General features: G+C 51.8%; 19 protein-coding genes. 5 read left to right on the top strand and 14 right to left on the bottom strand.

The genetic code is table 11. The features are described 5' to 3' along the window. Window positions 1-83: 83 nt before the first annotated feature. The 9 genes from ACN6MW_RS21690 to ACN6MW_RS21650 form a co-directional block, all read right to left on the bottom strand. Window positions 84-884 (bottom strand): hypothetical protein, encoded by an 801-nt coding sequence (locus tag ACN6MW_RS21690; RefSeq protein ID WP_419872022.1) that lies wholly within the window; start codon window positions 882-884, stop codon window positions 84-86. After that, window positions 877-1455: a DUF4255 domain-containing protein gene (locus ACN6MW_RS21685; protein ID WP_364143747.1), complete on the bottom strand. Its 579-nt coding sequence runs from the start codon at window positions 1453-1455 to the stop codon at window positions 877-879. The genes ACN6MW_RS21690 and ACN6MW_RS21685 overlap by 8 nt, the downstream gene beginning before the upstream one ends. Window positions 1456-1648: 193 nt before the next feature. Next, window positions 1649-3859 carry an AAA family ATPase gene (locus tag ACN6MW_RS21680; RefSeq protein ID WP_419872021.1) on the bottom strand — a complete coding sequence of 737 codons (2211 nt, stop codon included), beginning with the start codon at window positions 3857-3859 and terminating at the stop codon, window positions 1649-1651. Between the two features lie 31 nt (window positions 3860-3890). Further along, window positions 3891-5126: a PP2C family protein-serine/threonine phosphatase gene (locus ACN6MW_RS21675; RefSeq protein WP_419872020.1), complete on the bottom strand. Its 1236-nt coding sequence runs from the start codon at window positions 5124-5126 to the stop codon at window positions 3891-3893. 37 nt (window positions 5127-5163) lie between these two features. Then, the gene (locus tag ACN6MW_RS21670) at window positions 5164-5508 is read right to left on the bottom strand and encodes an STAS domain-containing protein (RefSeq protein ID WP_364143755.1); all 345 of its coding nucleotides are present in this window, start codon (window positions 5506-5508) and stop codon (window positions 5164-5166) included. Further along, complete coding sequence (locus tag ACN6MW_RS21665) at window positions 5505-5993, bottom strand: ATP-binding protein (RefSeq protein ID WP_419872019.1); 489 nt, start codon at window positions 5991-5993, stop codon at window positions 5505-5507. The genes ACN6MW_RS21670 and ACN6MW_RS21665 overlap by 4 nt, the downstream gene beginning before the upstream one ends. 144 nt (window positions 5994-6137) lie before the next feature. Beyond that, a complete protein-coding gene (locus ACN6MW_RS21660; protein WP_419872018.1) occupies window positions 6138-6839 on the bottom strand; it encodes a response regulator in 702 nt (233 codons plus the stop codon). Next, a complete protein-coding gene (locus ACN6MW_RS21655) occupies window positions 6836-7693 on the bottom strand; it encodes a sensor histidine kinase (RefSeq protein ID WP_419872017.1) in 858 nt (285 codons plus the stop codon). The genes ACN6MW_RS21660 and ACN6MW_RS21655 overlap by 4 nt, the downstream gene beginning before the upstream one ends. 19 nt (window positions 7694-7712) lie before the next feature. Next, entirely contained in the window at window positions 7713-9128 is a 1416-nt protein-coding gene (locus tag ACN6MW_RS21650; protein ID WP_419872016.1) for a copper resistance D family protein, read from the bottom strand. Between the two features lie 168 nt (window positions 9129-9296). Between ACN6MW_RS21650 and ACN6MW_RS21645 the strand changes: the two genes are divergently transcribed. Next, window positions 9297-9449 (top strand): hypothetical protein, encoded by a 153-nt coding sequence (locus tag ACN6MW_RS21645; protein ID WP_419872015.1) that lies wholly within the window; start codon window positions 9297-9299, stop codon window positions 9447-9449. Window positions 9450-9517: 68 nt separating this feature from the next. Here the strand turns inward: ACN6MW_RS21645 and ACN6MW_RS21640 are convergent, their stop codons facing one another. Next, window positions 9518-9964 carry a gamma-glutamylcyclotransferase family protein gene (locus ACN6MW_RS21640; protein ID WP_419872014.1) on the bottom strand — a complete coding sequence of 149 codons (447 nt, stop codon included), beginning with the start codon at window positions 9962-9964 and terminating at the stop codon, window positions 9518-9520. A 37-nt stretch (window positions 9965-10001) separates the two neighbouring features. Here ACN6MW_RS21640 and ACN6MW_RS21635 point away from each other — a divergent pair, with 37 nt between their 5' ends. From ACN6MW_RS21635 to ACN6MW_RS21625, 3 genes are all read left to right on the top strand, one after another. Next, entirely contained in the window at window positions 10002-10886 is an 885-nt protein-coding gene (locus ACN6MW_RS21635) for a helix-turn-helix domain-containing protein (protein ID WP_419872013.1), read from the top strand. A gap of 108 nt (window positions 10887-10994) precedes the next feature. Beyond that, entirely contained in the window at window positions 10995-12284 is a 1290-nt protein-coding gene (locus ACN6MW_RS21630; RefSeq protein WP_419872012.1) for a glycoside hydrolase family 27 protein, read from the top strand. Between the two features lie 611 nt (window positions 12285-12895). Further along, window positions 12896-14275: a Glu/Leu/Phe/Val family dehydrogenase gene (locus ACN6MW_RS21625; RefSeq protein WP_419872011.1), complete on the top strand. Its 1380-nt coding sequence runs from the start codon at window positions 12896-12898 to the stop codon at window positions 14273-14275. Window positions 14276-14374: 99 nt separating this feature from the next. Here ACN6MW_RS21625 and ACN6MW_RS21620 read toward each other — a convergent pair whose 3' ends face one another. Beyond that, on the bottom strand, window positions 14375-15694 hold the full coding sequence (locus ACN6MW_RS21620) for a vWA domain-containing protein (RefSeq protein WP_419872010.1): 1320 nt from the start codon (window positions 15692-15694) through the stop codon (window positions 14375-14377). A gap of 152 nt (window positions 15695-15846) precedes the next feature. Between ACN6MW_RS21620 and ACN6MW_RS21615 the strand changes: the two genes are divergently transcribed. After that, window positions 15847-16149 carry a hypothetical protein gene (locus ACN6MW_RS21615; RefSeq protein ID WP_364143778.1) on the top strand — a complete coding sequence of 101 codons (303 nt, stop codon included), beginning with the start codon at window positions 15847-15849 and terminating at the stop codon, window positions 16147-16149. 73 nt (window positions 16150-16222) lie between these two features. Here the strand turns inward: ACN6MW_RS21615 and ACN6MW_RS21610 are convergent, their stop codons facing one another. The 3 genes from ACN6MW_RS21610 to ACN6MW_RS21600 form a co-directional block, all read right to left on the bottom strand. Next, window positions 16223-17185, bottom strand: a complete 963-nt coding sequence (locus tag ACN6MW_RS21610; RefSeq protein WP_419872009.1) for an aldolase catalytic domain-containing protein — start codon at window positions 17183-17185, stop codon at window positions 16223-16225. Window positions 17186-17272: 87 nt separating this feature from the next. Continuing rightward, window positions 17273-17797 carry a hypothetical protein gene (locus tag ACN6MW_RS21605; RefSeq protein ID WP_419872008.1) on the bottom strand — a complete coding sequence of 175 codons (525 nt, stop codon included), beginning with the start codon at window positions 17795-17797 and terminating at the stop codon, window positions 17273-17275. Window positions 17798-17978: 181 nt separating this feature from the next. Beyond that, the gene (locus ACN6MW_RS21600; RefSeq protein ID WP_364143784.1) at window positions 17979-18725 is read right to left on the bottom strand and encodes a GTP cyclohydrolase II; all 747 of its coding nucleotides are present in this window, start codon (window positions 18723-18725) and stop codon (window positions 17979-17981) included. Between the last annotated feature and the right edge of the window lie 14 nt (window positions 18726-18739).

Below are 18739 nucleotides of genomic sequence, written 5' to 3'. Positions count from 1 at the left end.
TGTATTAGGTAACGGCAGGCGCACTTCTCCTGTGTCAACCCCAAGACCAAATGGAATGCGGCAGTATTCCTAATCCTCTTAATCTACTGAAGGATTAAGGCCTGCGCGGTTATTACTTCTCCGGCTCGCGCTGTCAGCTCGGCCGCAGCGCTCCCGCGCTCGGTTTCTGCGAATGCTTTAACCGTAAAGGTGCGCGGCAGCGTGCCGCGAAACGGCAGGATGACATTGCCGTTATGCGCGCTGCGCGTTTGTACCGCTGGCAGCAGCGATGCGCCCCTGCGGTAGCTTTCTTTCACCGGCTGCTCGAACCTGAGCCCGCCCCCTGGCAATACTTCGGCAACGCGCACAAGCTCTTCGTTCCCTTGTCCGCGAAGCAGCAGGCTCTCGCCGGCAGCCGTCTGTCCTTGCAATAGCCCGATGGTGACCGTTTCTGCTCCCGCAAGGAGTGAATCCTGGGCAACACGGGCTCTTGCGGCTGCATCCTCGCAGGCATACGCCCATATTTTGGCGCCGGCGCAGGGAGCCCCTGCCGCATCGCATAATGGAAATGCAAGCGCTGTCGAGGCCGCGGGATAAGCATAGCCGGGACCAGGCAGAAGCGGTACGGTGACAACCGGATATATTTTTTTTAGAGAAGCTGTTTCAATGTTTTGTTTAAAGGGTATGAACGTAGATGAGGTAACTGTGAGCGTGTAGCTCCCTGGCGAAAGATCTAGGAACAAATAAGTTCCATCAGGTTTGCGAATAGGCTTCTTATGGACGCCTTCGAGCGAAACTGTCAGCGCAGAGGGCGCTGGAAGCCTTCTTGTCCAAACGTCGATAGGCGATACGACAAGCGAGCAGCGTGTAATGCTAACGGACCGAGGCCGGGACAAATCAGCCACCGCCCTTTTCCTCAAGCACGATATGGCGCTCGACGACACGGGAAACAGCCTTCACCCGATTCGAATCTAGCATGACAGGACCCACGCGGTAGACAACAGAGAGCTTGTACGGCAAATCGCCGAACTGCCAAAGCTTCATCAGCTCTTCGCCCTCCATGCTCATTAAAGTCAGTCTAATGGCGCTTCCGCTCTCCGCGAGCGTGCCCTCCAGATACGGGCCGCTCAGAACGGCGTTATCGTACAGCACCTGCATCGCACGACCTAATATGCGATGCTCATCTAACGACTTTGTCAACCGGTCCGCATTGGAATGCGCTGTCATCATAAAATAAAAATCCAGCGCCTGCGGCGGGTACTGAAGTACGCCTCCACGATCCACCATGCCGGTTCGACGCGCTTCGCCATTTTCCTTAACGTTGAACAGAAACAAGGAAAGCGCTAGATCGCCTGCATCACGGGGCGAAGCCATGCCGATCAGGTCAGGGCGAGGCACAGGGTCAGGCGTAAGATGATCGCGAAGCAAGCGCAGCAAGCTGGCTCCCAAATCCGCAATTACCGTATATCCTCCCATTGGCCTATCACTCCCTAAAAAAACATAATGAAATCTATCTTTGTATACGAAATCTATTATAGCTTCTCTATTACCAATTGACTATGCAAAATTACTCAATTTTTGTCAATTTCGCACGCATTGTAGAACTTTTATGATTTGATGCCCGCACACTATGAAAATCGGCAATTAGATATTTATTGTTAGATATTTATTAATTGTAGGGCTCAAAGGACTCCTTGACGACAATTTTACCCATTTTATGAAGTTCCTGCCTCGTCGCCCGCACCATATGGCGCATGCCGATCGGCGATTGCTCTGCCGCCGCCATAAAGGCTGCCGACAGGACGATATTTTTGATATGCCCGCCCGATGCGTCAACGCGCGCCGCAAGAAACGGCAAATCCAGATCCGGATCAAGCGGTGCTTCTTTGGGCAGCAGCGAACGGAATATCTGCTCTCGCTGCGCCGCATCCGGAAACGGGAATTTTACGATAACCTGCATTCTGCGCAAAAAAGCTTCATCCATATTTTGGAGCAAATTCGTCGCAAGGATAGAAACGCCGTCGAAGGTCTCGATACGCTGGAGCAAATAGGCCGCTTCCATATTAGCGAACCGGTCATTCGAATCCTTAACTTCCGTTCGTTTGCCGAACAAGGAATCTCCTTCATCGAAGAACAGGATCGCGCCGCTGTTCTCCGCTTCCGCAAACAGCTCTCGCAAATTTTTCTCCGTCTCGCCGATATACTTGCTCACGACGCGGGAGAGATCAATGCGGTATAGCTCAAGTCCTAGTTCCCCGGCAACGACTTCGGCAGCCATCGTCTTTCCCGTGCCGGGAGGACCCGCAAACAGCATGCTTAAGCCGCGCCCGTAAGGTAGCTTCTGGCCAAATCCCCATCGGTTAAAAACGGTTTCGCTGTATTTATGCCTGCTGCAGGCATCCTTCAGCAGCTCAAGCGGCTCATCCGGAAGAATAAGATTATCCCACTGCCGAACCAGCTTCTGCTTCTCCGCAAGCTCCGATAGCCGATGCTGAACCTGCGTTCTGGAGGCGGATGCGTAATCGTCAAGCGTAGGTATCGCATGCTTTCTCCGGGCAGAAAGCCGCTCCGCCTGCAGACTCATTCCCGCAATTTGTCCGGCCGTAAAGGCATACTTGTCAGCGAGCCGCTTCAGCAGCTCTTGATCCGCGTCCTCGTTGCTGCAGCGCTGCCAGAGCTGCAAACGCATCTCGGCATCCGGAATGTGAACCGCTTGATGGATCAGCGCCGCGAAAGCCGGTACCGGAAGCTGCGATGAACGTCTTTCCAGACGCGTCAGCCAGAGTATGACAGGAAGCCGCGATACCTCGGAATAGGAAGCGAGCGCTGCGCGAATCGCCTCCATCCGGATCGGCCAGCCCTCTGCCGCGGCAGCCTCGCCTGCGCCTTCATCCACGCAGAGCACCGCACCTGACAGCAGCGCTTCCCGCACCACATGCCGCAGCTGCTCCGCCATGGCCTCCGCCTCCCGCGCAAGCTTGTCCAGCTTAACCAGCAGCAGCGGTTGTTCCAATGCTTGGGACAGCAGCCTGGCATGCAGCTTTTTGCCGGAGCCCGAGGGCCCGCTGAGCTGAATAAACGGCAATGTCCGGTTCGAAATCCGCTCATCCGAGGCCTGTTTTACGTTACGATTCCGCTCCAGCTGCACGGCCTGCCGTAAGCCTTCTTGCAGCTCCTCGCCAAATGCCAGCATCGGTGCAGGATCCTGCAAGCCAATGAAAAGGCAAATATCGGCAATTCTCGAATCAAGCTTCTCGGTTTCCAGCAGAAAGGAAATGATACGGGAATCCATGCGCAGCGGCTGTTTGAGCGAGCTCCTCTCCGCGGCGGCTGTCCCTTTATCCGTACGAAGCACGAATCTGCTTAAAGTGGAATAACCCGCGAGCAGCCGCCTTGCGTGATCGGTATCCTGCTCGCGGTCCGCGAGCAATCTCAGCGCAAGCTCGGCTGTAGGCACCCGCAGCGTGACATCATCATTTAAATAGCCGAACCAGCTCTCGTAACGGGTATCCAGCTCGGATGCCAGGCATAACAGAACACAGCGCTTCTCCCAATTGCTCAGCTGCAGGCTCCATGACAAATAAGCGAACGGGAGCCTTCTCCCTTCGCTTATGCTGTCACTGACGTTCTGCTCAAATGCCTGCTCTGCCTCCAAGCGAAAGCCTCTAAACGAGGCAAGCGCATCCTCTTCCTCATGCGGCTCGCTTTCCTGGAGGGAGCGTTCAATATCCGCCGGACTAACGATCAGACCGCGCATCGACATCGGAGTCTGGCCGTCAATCTCCTTGCTTTCAAAGTCGGCGATCAGCATGCGCATTCCCCGCTCCAGCACGGCGAGCTCGTCACGTAAATATTCTAATCCTGTTTCATATAATCGCATGATCGTTCACCCTTATCGAAGTGCATTGCGCTTATCGGCGCATCAGGCATAATACCGCAATATCATCGGATTGCGGCGCGCCGTCCGCGAACATAAAAACGTCCATCAGCAGCGCATCAATAATTTCCGCACTGGAATAGCCGGAGGTTTGCGACAAAAACTGCTGCAGGCGGTTGGTAGAGTACTGCTCTTGAGACGCATTTTCAGCCTCGGTAATGCCATCCGTATAGAGTACGAACCGGTCCCCGCGCTCCAGCACTATCGTCTGGTCCCTGTACGTGAATTCCGGGAAGGAGCCCAGCGGAATGCCCTTAGGCAGCTTAATCGGCAGTACGGTTCCGTCTTCTTTGACAATGTAAGGCGTGCAATGTCCGCCATCGCTCAGCACAACCTCGCCGGTTACGATGTTCAGCACGCCGCATACGATCGTTGCGAACAGCTGCGCATTGTCCGTACACAGCTCATCGTTCACCTTCTCCAGCAGCTCGCCAGGCGATAGATCCGAATTCATTTTCCCTTTGATGAGCGACAGCGTCATCGCCATGAACAGCGCCGCCGGTATTCCTTTGTCGGATACGTCTCCGAGCGTAAAGAAAAGATGGTTGTCGTCGATTTTGAAAAAGTTATAAAAATCGCCGCCGACTTCCTTCGCCGACTTCAAGAGCGCGCACACGTCAAACGGCTCATTCGCCGATGGCATCGTCGTCGGCAGAAAGCTGAGCTGAATGCTTCCGGCAATTTGGAGCTCATTTTCCAAACGGTCCTTAAGCTGCGTTGCGATCTGGAGCTCATTGACCGAATCCTCCAGCGCCTCATAAAGCCTTGCGTTATCGAGCGCGAGCGCAAGCGGGCCCGCATACCTCGTCAGCGTTTCAATGTCGTGTTCTTTGAACGGCGTCCTGCCGTTCTTCGCCGTCGCTTCCAGCACGCCTACCCTGCGCCCTCTGGCTACCATCGGTACGCTAACCTTTCCGCCGACGATGCTGCCTTTGCTCACCGGTTCATTGAAATTCAAATCCTTTTCCCCCGGAAGATCGGGTTCATAGGCAAAACCAACGGCTGCCTCATCGGCGAATATGAGCTGCCTCGCTGCCTCGCTTACCGAGTCAAGCAGCTCAGGCTTATGAAGGGAGGAGTGGACCTTCGTGCTTAAGTCGAACAGCATTTCCGCGCGCTTTAACTTAGCGGCAAGGCGGCGGTTGAGAACAAGCAGATATGCCGCAGCGCATAGGGCCGCAGCACCGATAACTAAATAGAGTCCTGACAAGACCGGTACCGCCTTTCTAGCTTTTGCCCAAAAATCATTATGCGCCGGCTCCTATTTTCTCGAGCGCCTCTTCGCGCGTTGCCGCCATCTCCAATATTGTCGTAAAGCCTGACATTTCGAATACGTCATAGACCTGCTCGCCAAGGCAAGCGCATACCATCCGTCCCTTGGAGGCTCTCAGCTTTTTGGCCGCTACCAGAATAACGCGGAGTCCCGCGCTGCTTATGTATTGCAGGTTCGTAAAATCAAAAATAAATTGCTGCTTGCCTTCCGCGAAAAGCTTCAAGAAGGCTTGCTCCGCTACAGTGGCATTATTGCCGTCCAGCCTGCCTTCTAATGGAATGACCGTGACACCGTTCAGCTCGGTTGCTTCTATATTCATTTCTTGTTTCCTCCCGCTTGCTCTTGATCGTCGTTTTTGTCCTTGAAACCTAATTGCTTCCACATGCGAAAGCGGTTTAGCCCGCCCGCATATTCGTAATGAATGTCATCCATTAGCCGTTTCACAAAAAAAATACCCAATCCCCCGATGGGACGGTCCTCCAGCTCAAGCTCCAGCAATGCCAGCGGGTCCGCTTCCTGCAAAGGGTTGAAGGGTACGCCTCCGTCTTCTATTCTCACTTCTACACTGCTCGGAGAGGCTTGAATCATGACATCAATATGATGCTCTCCCCCTGACGGAAAGCCATAATTCACGATGTTGACGACAAGCTCCTCACATGCCAGGGACAGGTCGAGAACCGTACGTTCCGGCCAGCCGACTTCGGCGCCGATTTCTTCAAGTCCTTCGTTTAGACGCTGAAGCTCATCCATCCGATTGCATAGCTTAATTTCGCGATCGATGGGAAATTGCCAATCGTTCGACATTCACTACCCCCCATTTGCAACTGGCCTATCCGCTCTTAAGCCAATTCAGGCTATTCGATACGAATCTAGTAGTTCTACGAAACTTGCGGGAATCCTGCTGATGTTGTCGAAATGATTTCGCGGCACTTTCGACATAAATCCACTTTATTCGACCATGCCCTGTTCAAAGGCGTATCTTGTCAATTGAACCCGATTGTCAAGATGAAGCTTTTGCAAAATGTTTTTGAGATGATTTTTGACGGTGTGCTCTGACAAGCCCAGCTCGCCTGCAATCTCGCGGTTCGAAGCGCCCGTCGCCACCCGCTCGAGCACCTCTTTCTCCCGTTCCGTAAGCGGAGTGGTTATCGTCTCGGCATCTTTATCCAGCCTCTGCGGCTTGCTTGCAAGCCTCTTTGCTTCTTTAGGTTTGTTTGCCGAAAACTCTTGAAGCAGCCGGAAAGCAAGCTCCTTCGACATCGGCGCTTCATCCAAAGAAATGGCCCGCAAATATTCGAGCCATGCGGATGGAGCCAGATTTTTCAGAAGATAGCCCTGCGCCCCGCGCTTTATCGCCTCAAACAAATTCGTAATCTCATCCGATACCGTAACCATTACTATCTTCAAAGAAGGCATAAGAAGCTTGAGCTGCTGCGTCGCCTCTAGGCCGCCCATACCGGGCATGTTGATATCCATCAATACCAAATCCGGCTTCATGTTTTCTATGACGGCTATTGCTTCCTCGCCGCTTGCCGCCTCTCCGATTACAGTAAAAGAGTCGTCGCTCATCACGATATCTCGCATGCCTTCACGTCCGTGGGGATGGTCATCTACCAAAAAAACACGTACCCGAACCGCTGTTTCGCTCATTTTGACCCGCTCCTGCCGCTGATTTCTATCGTCGTGCCTTGAGGCTTTCTCTGCTGCAGCGTTACGCTCCAGCCCAATGCCTCTGCCCGTTCCTGCATCATTTTCACGCCGTATTTCCCTTTTTCAAAAAGCTTCTCCGGCGCTGCCCCGATACCGTCATCGACGATAAGACAGCGGAAGAGTCTTTGCTTTACCTCTGGGCTGAACTCGCTTTCGCAACGAATGAGGATATGCTCCGCTTTAGCATGCTTCTGGACATTCATCAGCGCTTCGCGCATAATCGCCAGCAGCTCGACCTTCTGTTTATGCGAGAACAAGCCATCCTGCACCTCCCATTCGACGTTTGTGCGAATGCCGCAGGTTTGAGCCATTTCATCCGTTAAATGGTGGATGCTCTGCATCCACGACATATCTGCTCGAAGAGGCGCATCATGCAAATTGGCAATCGACTGCCTGACATCATCATAGACATGCCGGACTGTCTTTCTAATTTGATCCGTCGTTAGCTGCGCATCGGCCGCCGTTTTTGCCCGTTCCAGCTTGTCCAGCTTAACCGACAGCATAAAGAGCGACTGCGATATCCCGTCATGGAGCTCGCGCGCAAGCTGCTCGCGCTCCTCAAAAGCTGCTTTCACAATCCGTTCACGCTGCAGCGTTTCTTGCATATTCTCCAATTTCGCGAATAATGCCCGCAGCAGCGTAAGCGTAATGGCGAAGACAAATACCGGTGCCAATAAATTGCCGAGATCCATCGATATGAAAGGAAGAAGGAGCGTATGGCGCAAATATTCCCATAGACCAATCGCAACGGTCGGAATCCATAAAATCAGCCATTTTAACCATTTATACGACATGGCCCTTCCTCCTCCCCCGTTAATCATTGCGGAATGAAATCGTCATTCTGGATTCCGTATCGGACTTGTCCTTTATAATGAGATCTGCTTCCCATGCCCCCCGCGTTGGCAGATCAACCTTGCTTGATTCATAATCGGTTTCGGTAAAGCCGGGAAAGGCATTGTAATCCTCGTTGTTGTCGCTTTGAAGAGGAACTTCAATGGGTTTTTGCTTCGGATGATCGGGGGAGCGAAGCAGAAGCCGTACGGAAGCCGGCGCGCCAAGCTGCTCCGGCAGCCATATCTTTAACGCAATCCGGTTTGGACCCGGTCCATTTGGCGTAATATTTATCGTGTAATGGAGCGATTCGCCCATTTTGTGATAGTAAAACGGCTCCGTGTCCGGAACCGGGCTCACAAAGGTGAAGATACTTACCAAGACCAGCACCATAGCCATCATCAGCCCGTCCCATTTCAAGAGCTTGCCGCTTGGCAGCTTTTGCTGCTTGGCACGCATGCGCAGCAGGAAGCCTGCGCATGCAATCAGCAGCACCAATACAGCCTTCGCCAAAAGCATGTTTCCCCAGCCCGTATAAATCAAATACCGCCACGAAGGCAGCAGCAGCACCGTCATCAAGGTACCGCTTGCCGTTAGCAGCAGAATTGTCAGCCATGCGGCTCGCGTAAACCGCTCCGCAAATCTTCCGGCCTCCTTGCGGTCTGACCGCCAGAATAACAAAAGCAGGAGCAGGCCGCCTGCCCATAGGGCAGAGCATACGATATGTACAAAATCGAGCACGATCGCCAGCGTATTGTTTGGAAGGGCATTGACATGGCCATTGAAGCTTTCAGCCGCTGCGAGGAGCAATGCCCAAATGATTTTGATAGAATCATCCATACGAAGGATGGCAAAGCCTAGCAGCGAAAGCACGAGGAGAGCAAGCCATGATTGCCCGGTTGCAGTCTCCGTTAAGATACGGAGCCATTCATTTGGGCTGCTGTCCTCATATCCCTTCAACAGCTGGCTGATATGGACGAACACGAAAAGAAGAACAGCAAGCAGCAGCCCTCTTAATGAAAAGATCCCCCATTTATCGATAAGCTTACGCTGGATGTGATTCGATTCCCCGGGAATCGCAATCGACCAAAGCATGATGCCGGCAGCAAGCATAAACGCAAAATAATAAATCGCTCTAACGGTAAAAAATAACGTTCGCTGAATGGTAATCCCTTCATCCGCGTCCGCAGACCCATCGGTTGAATGCTGATGGCCTACCTGCTCGTGCGGGTCGAAGGATACCGCATCGTTCCCGGCCAGCGGCTCCGCAAATGCCTGCGCCGGCATGATCCAAAGCAATCCGGCAATCAAAAGCACGAGAGCGAGCATGTAGATTGCCGTCTCATTTTTACGGCTAGTTGTAGTTCGTTTTTCCATGCATGTCTGAATAGTACCCAACTGATGTCACTTCCCTTTATGTCATTCTGCTTCAGTGTACTCGACCGCTGCCAAAAGAACAATTGCCGGAAAGTATGCCGGATATCCGGATCTTTCCTAACAAGCGCATAGATGAAGGAATTCAGGTTCATTCTACAAGTAAAACAAATACAAAAGGATGTGAACCCTGTGATGGACAAGGATTATCGAATTGCCGAGCTTGGCGGCCAAAGCGATGCGCTGGATGCCATACGTAAGCTCGAGCAGCAATTGACCGACGCCTACGGGACGGATGTGGCGCTCATTGCGTACGCGGCAGACCACGACGATGAATCGAAGTAAACTTGCGGCTGAATGATAAATAGAGGCACGGTCCCTCCCTGCGCTTGCCAGGCATCGGACCGATGCCTTTATTTATTTGCCGTGCCTATTTTGCGCGCGTAAAAATCCGGCCAATAATCCTCTACCACGCTGGGACAGCCCCTGCCCGATACCCATATGTAGACCCAGCCGGAGACCATCTGGTCAGCGGCGTCACGAACCCAAATCCGCTCATATTCATTTAATTCTTCTGCACCGTAAAATTCCTCCAGCCTATCCATCGCGGCAAGTCCCGCTCTATCGACGGTGATCCATAGACCGCGTATAATACTATTGCGGCCGAAGGCGATTTCGTCCCGCACGGCTGCCGGATAGGCGCCGCAATCCACTAGCCTGCCGGATATCCGGCCCGGCTTTGAGGATGCAGCATAGGCTGAAACGACCTCATGGTTGCTTTGGCCGGGCAGCAGCGAACCGTATATAAAAACATTGATTAGAGGTATTGCTCTCATCTCCTTCCTTATCCATTCATTCACCCTATTACATCCTGCTTGCTTGGAGGTGCTTAATATCATGGTTATCCAGCAGCCTTACGGCGTATACGGCTACCGTTTTCAGGACTCGCCCGCGCTTCCGATCTATCAGCTGTTTGCCACGGGTTATCAAGAAGTAAAGGATGCCGATTATTATTGGGATGGCATGAAACGCATTGACGGACCGCTCTATTTGTTCCAATACACCGTATCCGGCTTTGGGCAATTCAGGCTTGGGGAAGAAACGTACGACATTCCTTCCGGAACCGCCTTTTTGGCTGAAATTCCCGGAGACCATCACTATTGCCTGCCACGTTCAAGCGACCACTGGTCCTTTTATTTTGTATTATTCCGCCAGCAGCATTTGCAAAAGCTTTGGGTTGAGCTGCTGCAAGCCGTTGGCGTCACGCCAAGCTTCGATCCCTCGAGCGCAGTCATCCACACTCTGAAGGCATTATATTCCGAAGCAAGAGGTAACCGAATACAGAACAGCTATCAAGCATCGGCGCTTATTTACCGCTTGATCATGGAGCTGCTCCAATCGAGTACGCTTCAGCAGCAAGAAAAAGCGAACTGGCCGCAGCAAATCAAGCAGGCAGCCGCCTTTATGGAGGCGGAATACCATCGACTGCAAAGCCTGGATGACGTCGCATCCGCGGCAGGGCTATCAAAGTATTATTTTACGCGAATGTTCACTAAGACGACAGGCATCTCGCCAATGGATTACGTCACGAAACTGCGGATCGAGAAGGCGGTTCATCTGCTCCGAAGCAGCAGCCTGTCCGTCGAGGACATCGCTTATGCCGTAGGCTACTCCAGCGGCAGCTACTTCAGCAAAGTATTTCGCAGCCGCGTCGGCTTTCCTCCGGCTGATTTCCGCTTGGCGAAAGAGCTTCCGTCCATTGACCGTCTACAGTTTGATTAGAGAGCAAGATTTTACATGTTAACGCAATAAATTGTGCTAGTCATGGTCTGCTGTTTCGTTTTACGATTATTGCATAGAGCAATATAACGATATGGGAGGACGAATTTAATGACTAATGCTACTAAACACCATCAATATGCCGCAACGCCGCCGATGGGCTGGAACAGCTGGGATTGCTACGGCGCCAGCGTAAAGGAAGACGAGGTTCGCGGAAATGCAGCGTATATGGCTGAACATCTGAAGGCATTTGGCTGGGACTATGTCGTTGTAGACATCCAGTGGTATGAGCCGGGAGCGAATTCCTCCCAATACCGCTCTTTCGTGCCGCTTGAAATGGACGAGTATTCCCGGCTGCAGCCTGCCGTTAACCGGTTTCCCTCAGCTGCGGACGGCGGAGGCTTTAAAGCGCTTGCGGATTACGTCCACTCGCTGGGACTAAAATTCGGCATTCATATTATGCGGGGCATCCCGCGCCAAGCGGTTCATGCGGACACCAGAATCCTTGGCTCGGATGCGACTGCTCGCCAGATCGCCCATCCGAACTCCATCTGCCCGTGGAATACCGACATGTACGGCGTCGATGCTTCCAAGAACGGGGCGCAGCAGTATTACAATTCCTTATTTGATCTGTACGCTTCTTGGGGCGTGGATTTTGTCAAAGTGGACGATATCGCGGCATCCAGGCTGTACGGCATACATTTGGATGAAATCAAACTCATTCATCATGCCATTGAGCAGTGCGGCAGGCCAATGGTGCTCAGCCTCTCGCCTGGACCTGCGCCATTGGAGCATGCTGAGGCGCTTGCGGGCCACGCGAACATGTGGCGCATGACCGATGATTATTGGGATCTATGGCATTTGCTCCACGAGATGTTTGAACGCTGCGAGAAATGGGCGCCTCATGTGGCTGAAGGCGCGTGGCCCGACTGCGATATGCTTCCGCTCGGACATCTCGGCATCCGCTCGGTTGATGGCGGGGGCAGCGACCGCTGGACAAGATTTACGCGGGACGAGCAGGTAACGATGATGTCGTTATGGTCGATTTTCCGGTCGCCGCTCATGTTCGGCGGGGAAATGCGAGATAATGACGATTGGACGTTGGCGCTGCTGACGAATGAAGAGGTGCTGTCTCTGCATCGCAATGGCCGAGGCGCCCGCCAGTTGTACCGTGATCAGGAGCGCATAGCTTGGGCTGCGCAGGATGAGGCCGGCGTGAACTACGTCGCTTTATTCAACGCCGGCGAGCAGGAAGATACGGTTACGGTTACTTTGGAGCAGCTTGGCCTGACCGCTGCGCCGCAAGTTCGCAACCTTTGGGCGCGTAAGGACCTAGGAAGCATGAACGAGCTTTCGTTCCCGCTGCCGCCTCACGGATCACTATTGCTCAAGCTAACTTAGTTCCTTACGGGGTATCGCTTGCGAGAGCAAGCATCAAATAAAAACCGGTTAACACGTCGGATGCGTGCTTAACCGGTTTTTTGTATTTACTCTAGTTCTTCAATGGGGGCCTTCTTACGAAATGTAGTCAGAACATAAGAAAGAGCGGAGAATTAACGGGAGTTTTTTTCGGTTAATTTAGCAGCCTAGCCAAGCTCAGAGCGCCACTAAGCCGCCTCCGCGCAATCGTTCCAATTAACAGGAATTTCTCCCGTTAATTGGAGCTCTATCCACCTGAAACGGCATATACATGGTAAAACTCCAGTTAAATTCTGCGTTTCCACCGCAATCGAGCGTTTAACATGAAATTAACTGGAGAAATTCCAGTTAATTAGTCGGATAAGCTGCCAAGCAGCATATTAACGGGAGTTTTTCCAGTTAAATTTACCAGCCTAACCAAGCCGCTCTGCGCAATCGCTCCATTTTAACCTCTTCATTTCCAATTTCGGGCGATTTTCGCTCCGATTCTTTGGTTTACCTGTTCCAATATGTTACAGTTAGAATTCACATGCGCTGCGAGCTTTCCGCATGGCAATCATCTCATTCCTGAACATGAAGGAGGTCGTTTAGTTATGGCAAGCCAAACTGGAGCCATCGTACAGCAATCCTTAAACGCATTAATGGGAGACCCCGCATTTTTACCGAATTTGCAAGAGCAAGCACGCGAGCAAGCCTTTTTATCGCTGGCCGCCATCCTTTCCACGCCCAATAAAGTACATAAAGCCTTTTTGCGCATAACCGTCGACAACGGCAATGTCGTGCGCATCCCGGCTTACCGCATTCAGCATAACGATACTTTAGGGCCCTATAAGGGCGGCATCCGGTTTCACGAATCCGTCAGCGAAGAAGAGGTCACGAATCTCGCTGCGCTGATGACGCTCAAAAATGCCCTGCATGAGGTTCCCTTCGGCGGCGGCAAAGGCGGAGTCGTCATCAATCCGCGTTCCTATTCTGCCAAAGAGCTTTATCTCATTTGCAAAAAATACGTACAATACTTCAGCGACGTGCTCGGCCCTGACAAAGACATCCCGGCCCCGGATATGGGAACGGGCGAGCGCGAGATGGACTGGATGATGTCGGAGTACAAAAGCATTCATCCCGGTCAGCCATACCTCGGCAGCTTTACCGGCAAAAGCGTCATCAACGGCGGTTCGCTGGGCCGCAGGGAAGCAACCGGCAAAGGCGTTTATTTCACCTTCCGCTATATGCTTTATGATTTTCTTAAAGCCCAGAGCAGCTGGCTTGCAGGCAGCTCGAACCCATTCGTGCAGACGGCGCTCACCCTTGCCGATAAGCCGCTTTCGATCGCCGTGCAGGGCTTCGGCAACGTCGGCTCCGTCGCTGCGCTGGAAGCGTATAAATGCTCCCGCCTGCAAAACAAAGTAGTCGCTGTCAGCGACCGCAACGTCACGCTGTACAATCCAGACGGCCTTTCCGTCCCTGCCTTGATCGATTACGCGAACCTTCATCAAGGGGATCTGCCTTCTACGGAAGCTGCTCTGTCCGAGTTTAAAATCAAAGCGCATATTCTCGGGCGCGAAGATGTCCTCTATTTGAATGTCGATGTTCTCATCCTTGCCGCCCTGGAGGAGCAGGTCCACAAAGACAACGCAGAGATGATCAAGGCTCGAATCATCGTGGAAGGCGCCAATGCGCCAGTGACGGGCGAGGCTGATGAAGCTTTGACCGCTAAAGGGACGATCATCATTCCGGATATTTTGGCAAACGCAGGCGGCGTTATCGTATCCTACTTCGAATGGCTTCAGGGCAGAGAAACCCAATTTTTCGGCGAAGAACAGGTGCATCAAATGCTTTACGAAAAAATGCAAAAGACATTAAACATCATTTTGCCCGCCTTCTTCGGGGATCCGTTCCCGCTTCGTCAAAACTGCTATAATCATGCCGTCATGAAGCTTTCCACCGTGCTTTACCGTCAAGGCAAGCTTTTTTGAAGCATGAAAGGGCCGTTCCTCCGGCAGCACCTGCTGCCAAGGAATGGCCCTTCCCGTTTTTACGTTTTACCTCTGTTTGCGTATTATCCTGTTTACGAATTACTCCTGCACGTAACGATTAATAACCTCAACAAGCAAATCATTCAACAGCTTTACCTCAAATTCCCCGACAGCCGGTTCTAGATGATCGCTCCCGATACCGCTGTCGTCGGTTAAAAATAAATACGTGCCGCCTGTGGCTGCCGCCATGAACCGCATTAAATATTCCGTCTCAATGTTCACACCGCTGGATACTACGGGAATAATTCGAATCCCTTGCCCTGCCGCATCCCATGTCAGCTTCTTCATTTCATCAATGACCTGCTCCTCATCGTGAGGCGGTGCGTCCAGCACTAAAAAAAGTAGCCGCGCACGCGCTTCCTCGCTCCACTCATGCTCGTGCAGAGCATCGCGCAGCGCTTGATCGACGGCCTCCGGGAAATCTCCGCCGCCTTCTGCCTTTTGTTTGCTGAATTGATCCGTTACTTTATTGATATCCGTCGTGAATGGATACGGCTTTACGATGTAATCATCGTAACGGTCCCGGTAAAAATTCGCGCTGATCCGTATGCCGAGCTGATTGGCATGCTGGTCGGAGACACGGTTCACGACGTCTTTAAGCTCTGCTTCCAAATAATTCAGTTCATCCTCCATAGACCCTGTCGTGTCTACGACAAACATAATATCCACCTGGTCAGACAGCTTTGCTCCTTTGCCCAAGTCGACCTTGATGCTGCCTTGCTGCGGAATTTCAAGCTGCTGTGTCGTTTTGCTTTCCTGAGCCGATTGCACTCTCACCGTATATCTGCCTAAATTCGCCGTATCTTGATCAAAAATCGATGCATATACGAAAGCTCTGCCCTCCGTGCTCGTTCGCGCCTTCCAAGCCGTCTGCTCGCCGGCTAACAGCTCTACGCTCGCATCGGACACAGCTTTTCCGTTTGCGGTTACAACAACCTCAAGCCTGTGAAAATTCCAGAACTGCCAGGCACGCTTGCTGCTGTCGCCCTCTTGCGTGTTCAGCAAATTACCGAATCTCTCCCATGCGGCTAGATCATCCCATTCGCCTGCGGTTAACTGACCGGCCTGCACATCCTTATCCGGATTCGGATAGCCCCGCTTACCGCCTTCTTTTTCTCTTTCTGGCGCCTCGCTAATGGAAGAGTCATCATCTCTGCTTGTGCTGGTTTCTCCTTTAGGCGCGGAATTGCTGGATGAATCTGCCTCATCTGCCGTTTCACGGTTTCCTGCGTTAGAAACATCGTTTGACGCGGAAGAGCACGCGCTGAGCATAAGCAGCACAGCAAGCAGGACTAAAGCCAAACAGCCTAAACCTTTTCTTTGCCAAACCCGCTCTTTGAACGAATGACCCTCTTTCATTCCTTCAACCCCTCATCTTTGTATTTCCTAATCTGACGAATATTGGATATGTAATGTTGCATAAATAGTCCGGTAACATTACAATCGTTAACAGACATGCGGCGAGTCCTAGGTTCGGCTGCATTAAGCATTCTATACAGGAGGACTTCACCATGGAAACCTTTTCCTTGCTTGCATTTGAAATGACCTATCAGCAGAAGACTATACAGCTCTCCTTCACCTCTGCAGAGCTTGTTCGCGTGACCGAATACGGAGATCGCTTATGGTACGTCGACATTAACGGCGTCGGAGACCGTGAGCTATTGGCTTGGTTTGGCCGAAGCGAGGATATTGGAATCGAGCTGATAGCCGTGGCCAGCACCGGACAAACCTTTCGCGGCAAAGGATATTTCCACCCCAACGAGCCGCATCAAGCCGCAGCCGTACGCGGAGACGGCGAACTGCTTGAGCAATAAGCCATAATCCTCATAAAAAAAGCTCCGCCAAGTCTTGTCAGAGACTTGGCGGAGCTTTTTCTTTTTGTTTGATTTATTTGCCGTGAGCGATCTCAGGCGTCGTTAGGCGGTCGTAGAACTCCACGCCATTGTCTTTGTCAGCCGAATCGCGAAGCGCCATTGCGGAACGAGGATGCTCGTCCAAAATGCCCGTAATCATGTAAGGGATGATATAGCCCCATTCTTCCTTCTCGCGAAGCGGAACCATGAACTTCTCGATCATGTCGAGTACAGGACGAATATTGTATTTCGTATTTTGAAGCTCAGCTACAAGAAGTTCCGTATTGCAGTTACCCGCAGCGCGGCCCATGCCGTAAACAGAAGCATCAAGCAGCTCAACGCCTTTTTCTGCAGCAAGCAGCGTATTCGCGAAAGCAAGCTGAAGGTTGTTATGGGCGTGAACGCCAAGGCGTTTGTTAGGCAGGTGCTGACGGAACTTCTCAACAAGGTAGCTCATGTCATTCGGCTTCAGGCTGCCGTAAGAGTCTACCACGTATACAACGTCAACCACGCTGTCGTTGATTAGCTCGAAAGCTTCGATCAGCTGATTCTCCATTACGTTAGAAAGAGCCATGATGTTGATTGTTGTTTCGTAACCGCGGTCATGAAACACTTTAACCAGCTCCAGCGCTTTATCCACGTCTTGGATGTAGCAAGCCACGCGGATCAAATCAAGCATGCTCTCGCTGCGCGGCAAAATGTCGTTCTCATCGACACGGCCGATATCAACAAGCGCGGAAAGCTTCGTGTTTCCTTTGTTCGGGATTACTTTTTTCAAGAAATCATCGTTCAGGAAACGCCAAGGGCCTGCACTTTCAGCGCCTTTAAGCAGCTTTGGCGAGTTCTTGTAGCCGATTTCCATATAATCGACGCCGGCTTCGTTTAAGCTTTGGTACAAATGCTGAACGAACTCGACACTAAAATCCCAATTATTTACCAGACCGCCATCGCGGATCGTGCAGTCAACAATTTTACAATGACTCGTTTTTGATTGCATGCGTAGATACTCCTTTAATTTGAACATGAGTTCATTTTTTCTCATCATACTTGAAAAGGACCCGGAACGCAAAATAATTTTGTCGTTTTATGGCTGTTTTAAAAGCTTTTCCGCATTATTCGCCAGTTCCTCGCGTAACTGTTTTATTGCCGCCAGTTCGGTCAGTTCGCCATCTTTTTTCTGAACGATTTGTTCGCCTGATTCCGCAAGAATCTCCAAAAATTGCTTCGTTATGCGGGCCGTAGCCGACTCCGGCGCATTTGCTATGGTCGCCTGGTAGCTGCTCTTCACTTCCTCTCGCAGTTTTAAGGATTCCGGATCATAGATCGAAGCGCTGGGCAAACCATTTATATACATCGCTAAATACCCGTTCACATATTTATTTTGAATTTCTTCCCGCTCGGGAGCATCCGCGTAGTTGACGATAAAGGTCTCGGCAAGCAAAGCCCGTGATGCCAGCTCATCCCATGTGATGACGAGTCCGCCGTCCTTGGCGGCTGCTGTATTCGATTCCTCAGCCATTAACTGAACATCCGATTTTCCCGGGTCAGACGGCTGTTGTACGCTGCATCCCGTCACCGCTATTAATGCGGCAACTGCAAGCCCCGTCATTCTTATACGCCATTTATTAGATCTAGTATGACCATCCTTTATCCGCATTCATCCATTCACTCATTGCTTTCGAATTGCAATCAGATACCTAATAGATGATTCGGCAGCGTAAAATGTTTTCCTAACAAAAAAACTGCGCCAAGGTGCCTTATGCACCTTAGAACAGCTTTTCTTCTACTTCTTATTTAACCAGGGTATGCGGCTCTTGCCCAAAATGACCCGATCGGTTCATTTTCGTTTGGATATATTTCTCGTTATAAACGGAAGCGTTGCCCCAAAGCGGCACTCTGCCCGCTACGTTCATCCCTGATTTGCGCAGCGCGTCCACTTTACGCGGATTATTTGTGATGATCGATACCGGCAATTCGCGCAGCAGCTTAAGCACGGCAATGGCGTCGCTGTAATCACGCGAATCATCCGCGAAGCCAAGCTCCGTATTGGCATCAACCGTATCGAGGCCATCCTCCTGCAGCAGATACGCGATCGCTTTGCTGAACAACCCGATTCCGCGGCCCTCGTGATTGGCCAAATAAAACAGCGCCCCCGTGCCATGCTCGGTAATAATACGCATCGATTGCTTCAATTGATAGCCGCAATCGCATCTTGCGCTTCCGAAGATATCTCCCGTATGGCAAATGCTGTGCATCCGGATCAGCGCGTCTTCATTATTCTCGAAATCGCCGTAGACGAGAACGCTCGATTGCTGGAGATCCGCATACGAGAAGCGGTTCAAATCCTCTACCAGCTGTTCGGGAGACTTTTCCTCGCCCGCTTCCTTGCGGAGCCAGCTGTACCAATGAAACGTTTTGGTTTCACCGTCCAGCTCGACCGGAAGCTTGACCGGGCCAACGACATAGATATCGTCGTTTCCGGCTTGCGTGCGTTTTAATTTATCTTTAATAAGTGCTGCGATATGGGGTTTAATCATAGTGATTCACCTTC

The sequence above is a fragment of the Pristimantibacillus sp. PTI5 genome (assembly GCF_048572955.1).
Lineage (GTDB): Bacteria > Bacillota > Bacilli > Paenibacillales > Paenibacillaceae > Pristimantibacillus.
The sequence above is the reverse complement of the archived record's forward strand: the minus strand, read 5'-3'. Positions and strand labels throughout refer to the sequence as shown.

Excerpts from the sequence above, each read along its gene's own strand:
- ACN6MW_RS21685 (WP_364143747.1), bottom strand. The coding sequence starts at position 1,455 with ATGGGAGGATATACGGTAATTGCGGATTTGGGAGCCAGCTTGCTGCGC.
- ACN6MW_RS21680 (WP_419872021.1), bottom strand. The coding sequence starts at position 3,859 with ATGCGATTATATGAAACAGGATTAGAATATTTACGTGACGAGCTCGCC.
- ACN6MW_RS21670 (WP_364143755.1), bottom strand. The coding sequence starts at position 5,508 with ATGAATATAGAAGCAACCGAGCTGAACGGTGTCACGGTCATTCCATTA.
- ACN6MW_RS21665 (WP_419872019.1), bottom strand. The coding sequence starts at position 5,993 with ATGTCGAACGATTGGCAATTTCCCATCGATCGCGAAATTAAGCTATGC.
- ACN6MW_RS21660 (WP_419872018.1), bottom strand. The coding sequence starts at position 6,839 with ATGAGCGAAACAGCGGTTCGGGTACGTGTTTTTTTGGTAGATGACCAT.
- ACN6MW_RS21655 (WP_419872017.1), bottom strand. The coding sequence starts at position 7,693 with ATGTCGTATAAATGGTTAAAATGGCTGATTTTATGGATTCCGACCGTT.
- ACN6MW_RS21635 (WP_419872013.1), top strand. The coding sequence starts at position 10,002 with ATGGTTATCCAGCAGCCTTACGGCGTATACGGCTACCGTTTTCAGGAC.
- ACN6MW_RS21630 (WP_419872012.1), top strand. The coding sequence starts at position 10,995 with ATGACTAATGCTACTAAACACCATCAATATGCCGCAACGCCGCCGATG.
- ACN6MW_RS21625 (WP_419872011.1), top strand. The coding sequence starts at position 12,896 with ATGGCAAGCCAAACTGGAGCCATCGTACAGCAATCCTTAAACGCATTA.
- ACN6MW_RS21620 (WP_419872010.1), bottom strand. The coding sequence starts at position 15,694 with ATGAAAGAGGGTCATTCGTTCAAAGAGCGGGTTTGGCAAAGAAAAGGT.
- ACN6MW_RS21615 (WP_364143778.1), top strand. The coding sequence starts at position 15,847 with ATGGAAACCTTTTCCTTGCTTGCATTTGAAATGACCTATCAGCAGAAG.
- ACN6MW_RS21610 (WP_419872009.1), bottom strand. The coding sequence starts at position 17,185 with ATGCAATCAAAAACGAGTCATTGTAAAATTGTTGACTGCACGATCCGC.
- ACN6MW_RS21605 (WP_419872008.1), bottom strand. The coding sequence starts at position 17,797 with ATGACGGGGCTTGCAGTTGCCGCATTAATAGCGGTGACGGGATGCAGC.
- ACN6MW_RS21600 (WP_364143784.1), bottom strand. The coding sequence starts at position 18,725 with ATGATTAAACCCCATATCGCAGCACTTATTAAAGATAAATTAAAACGC.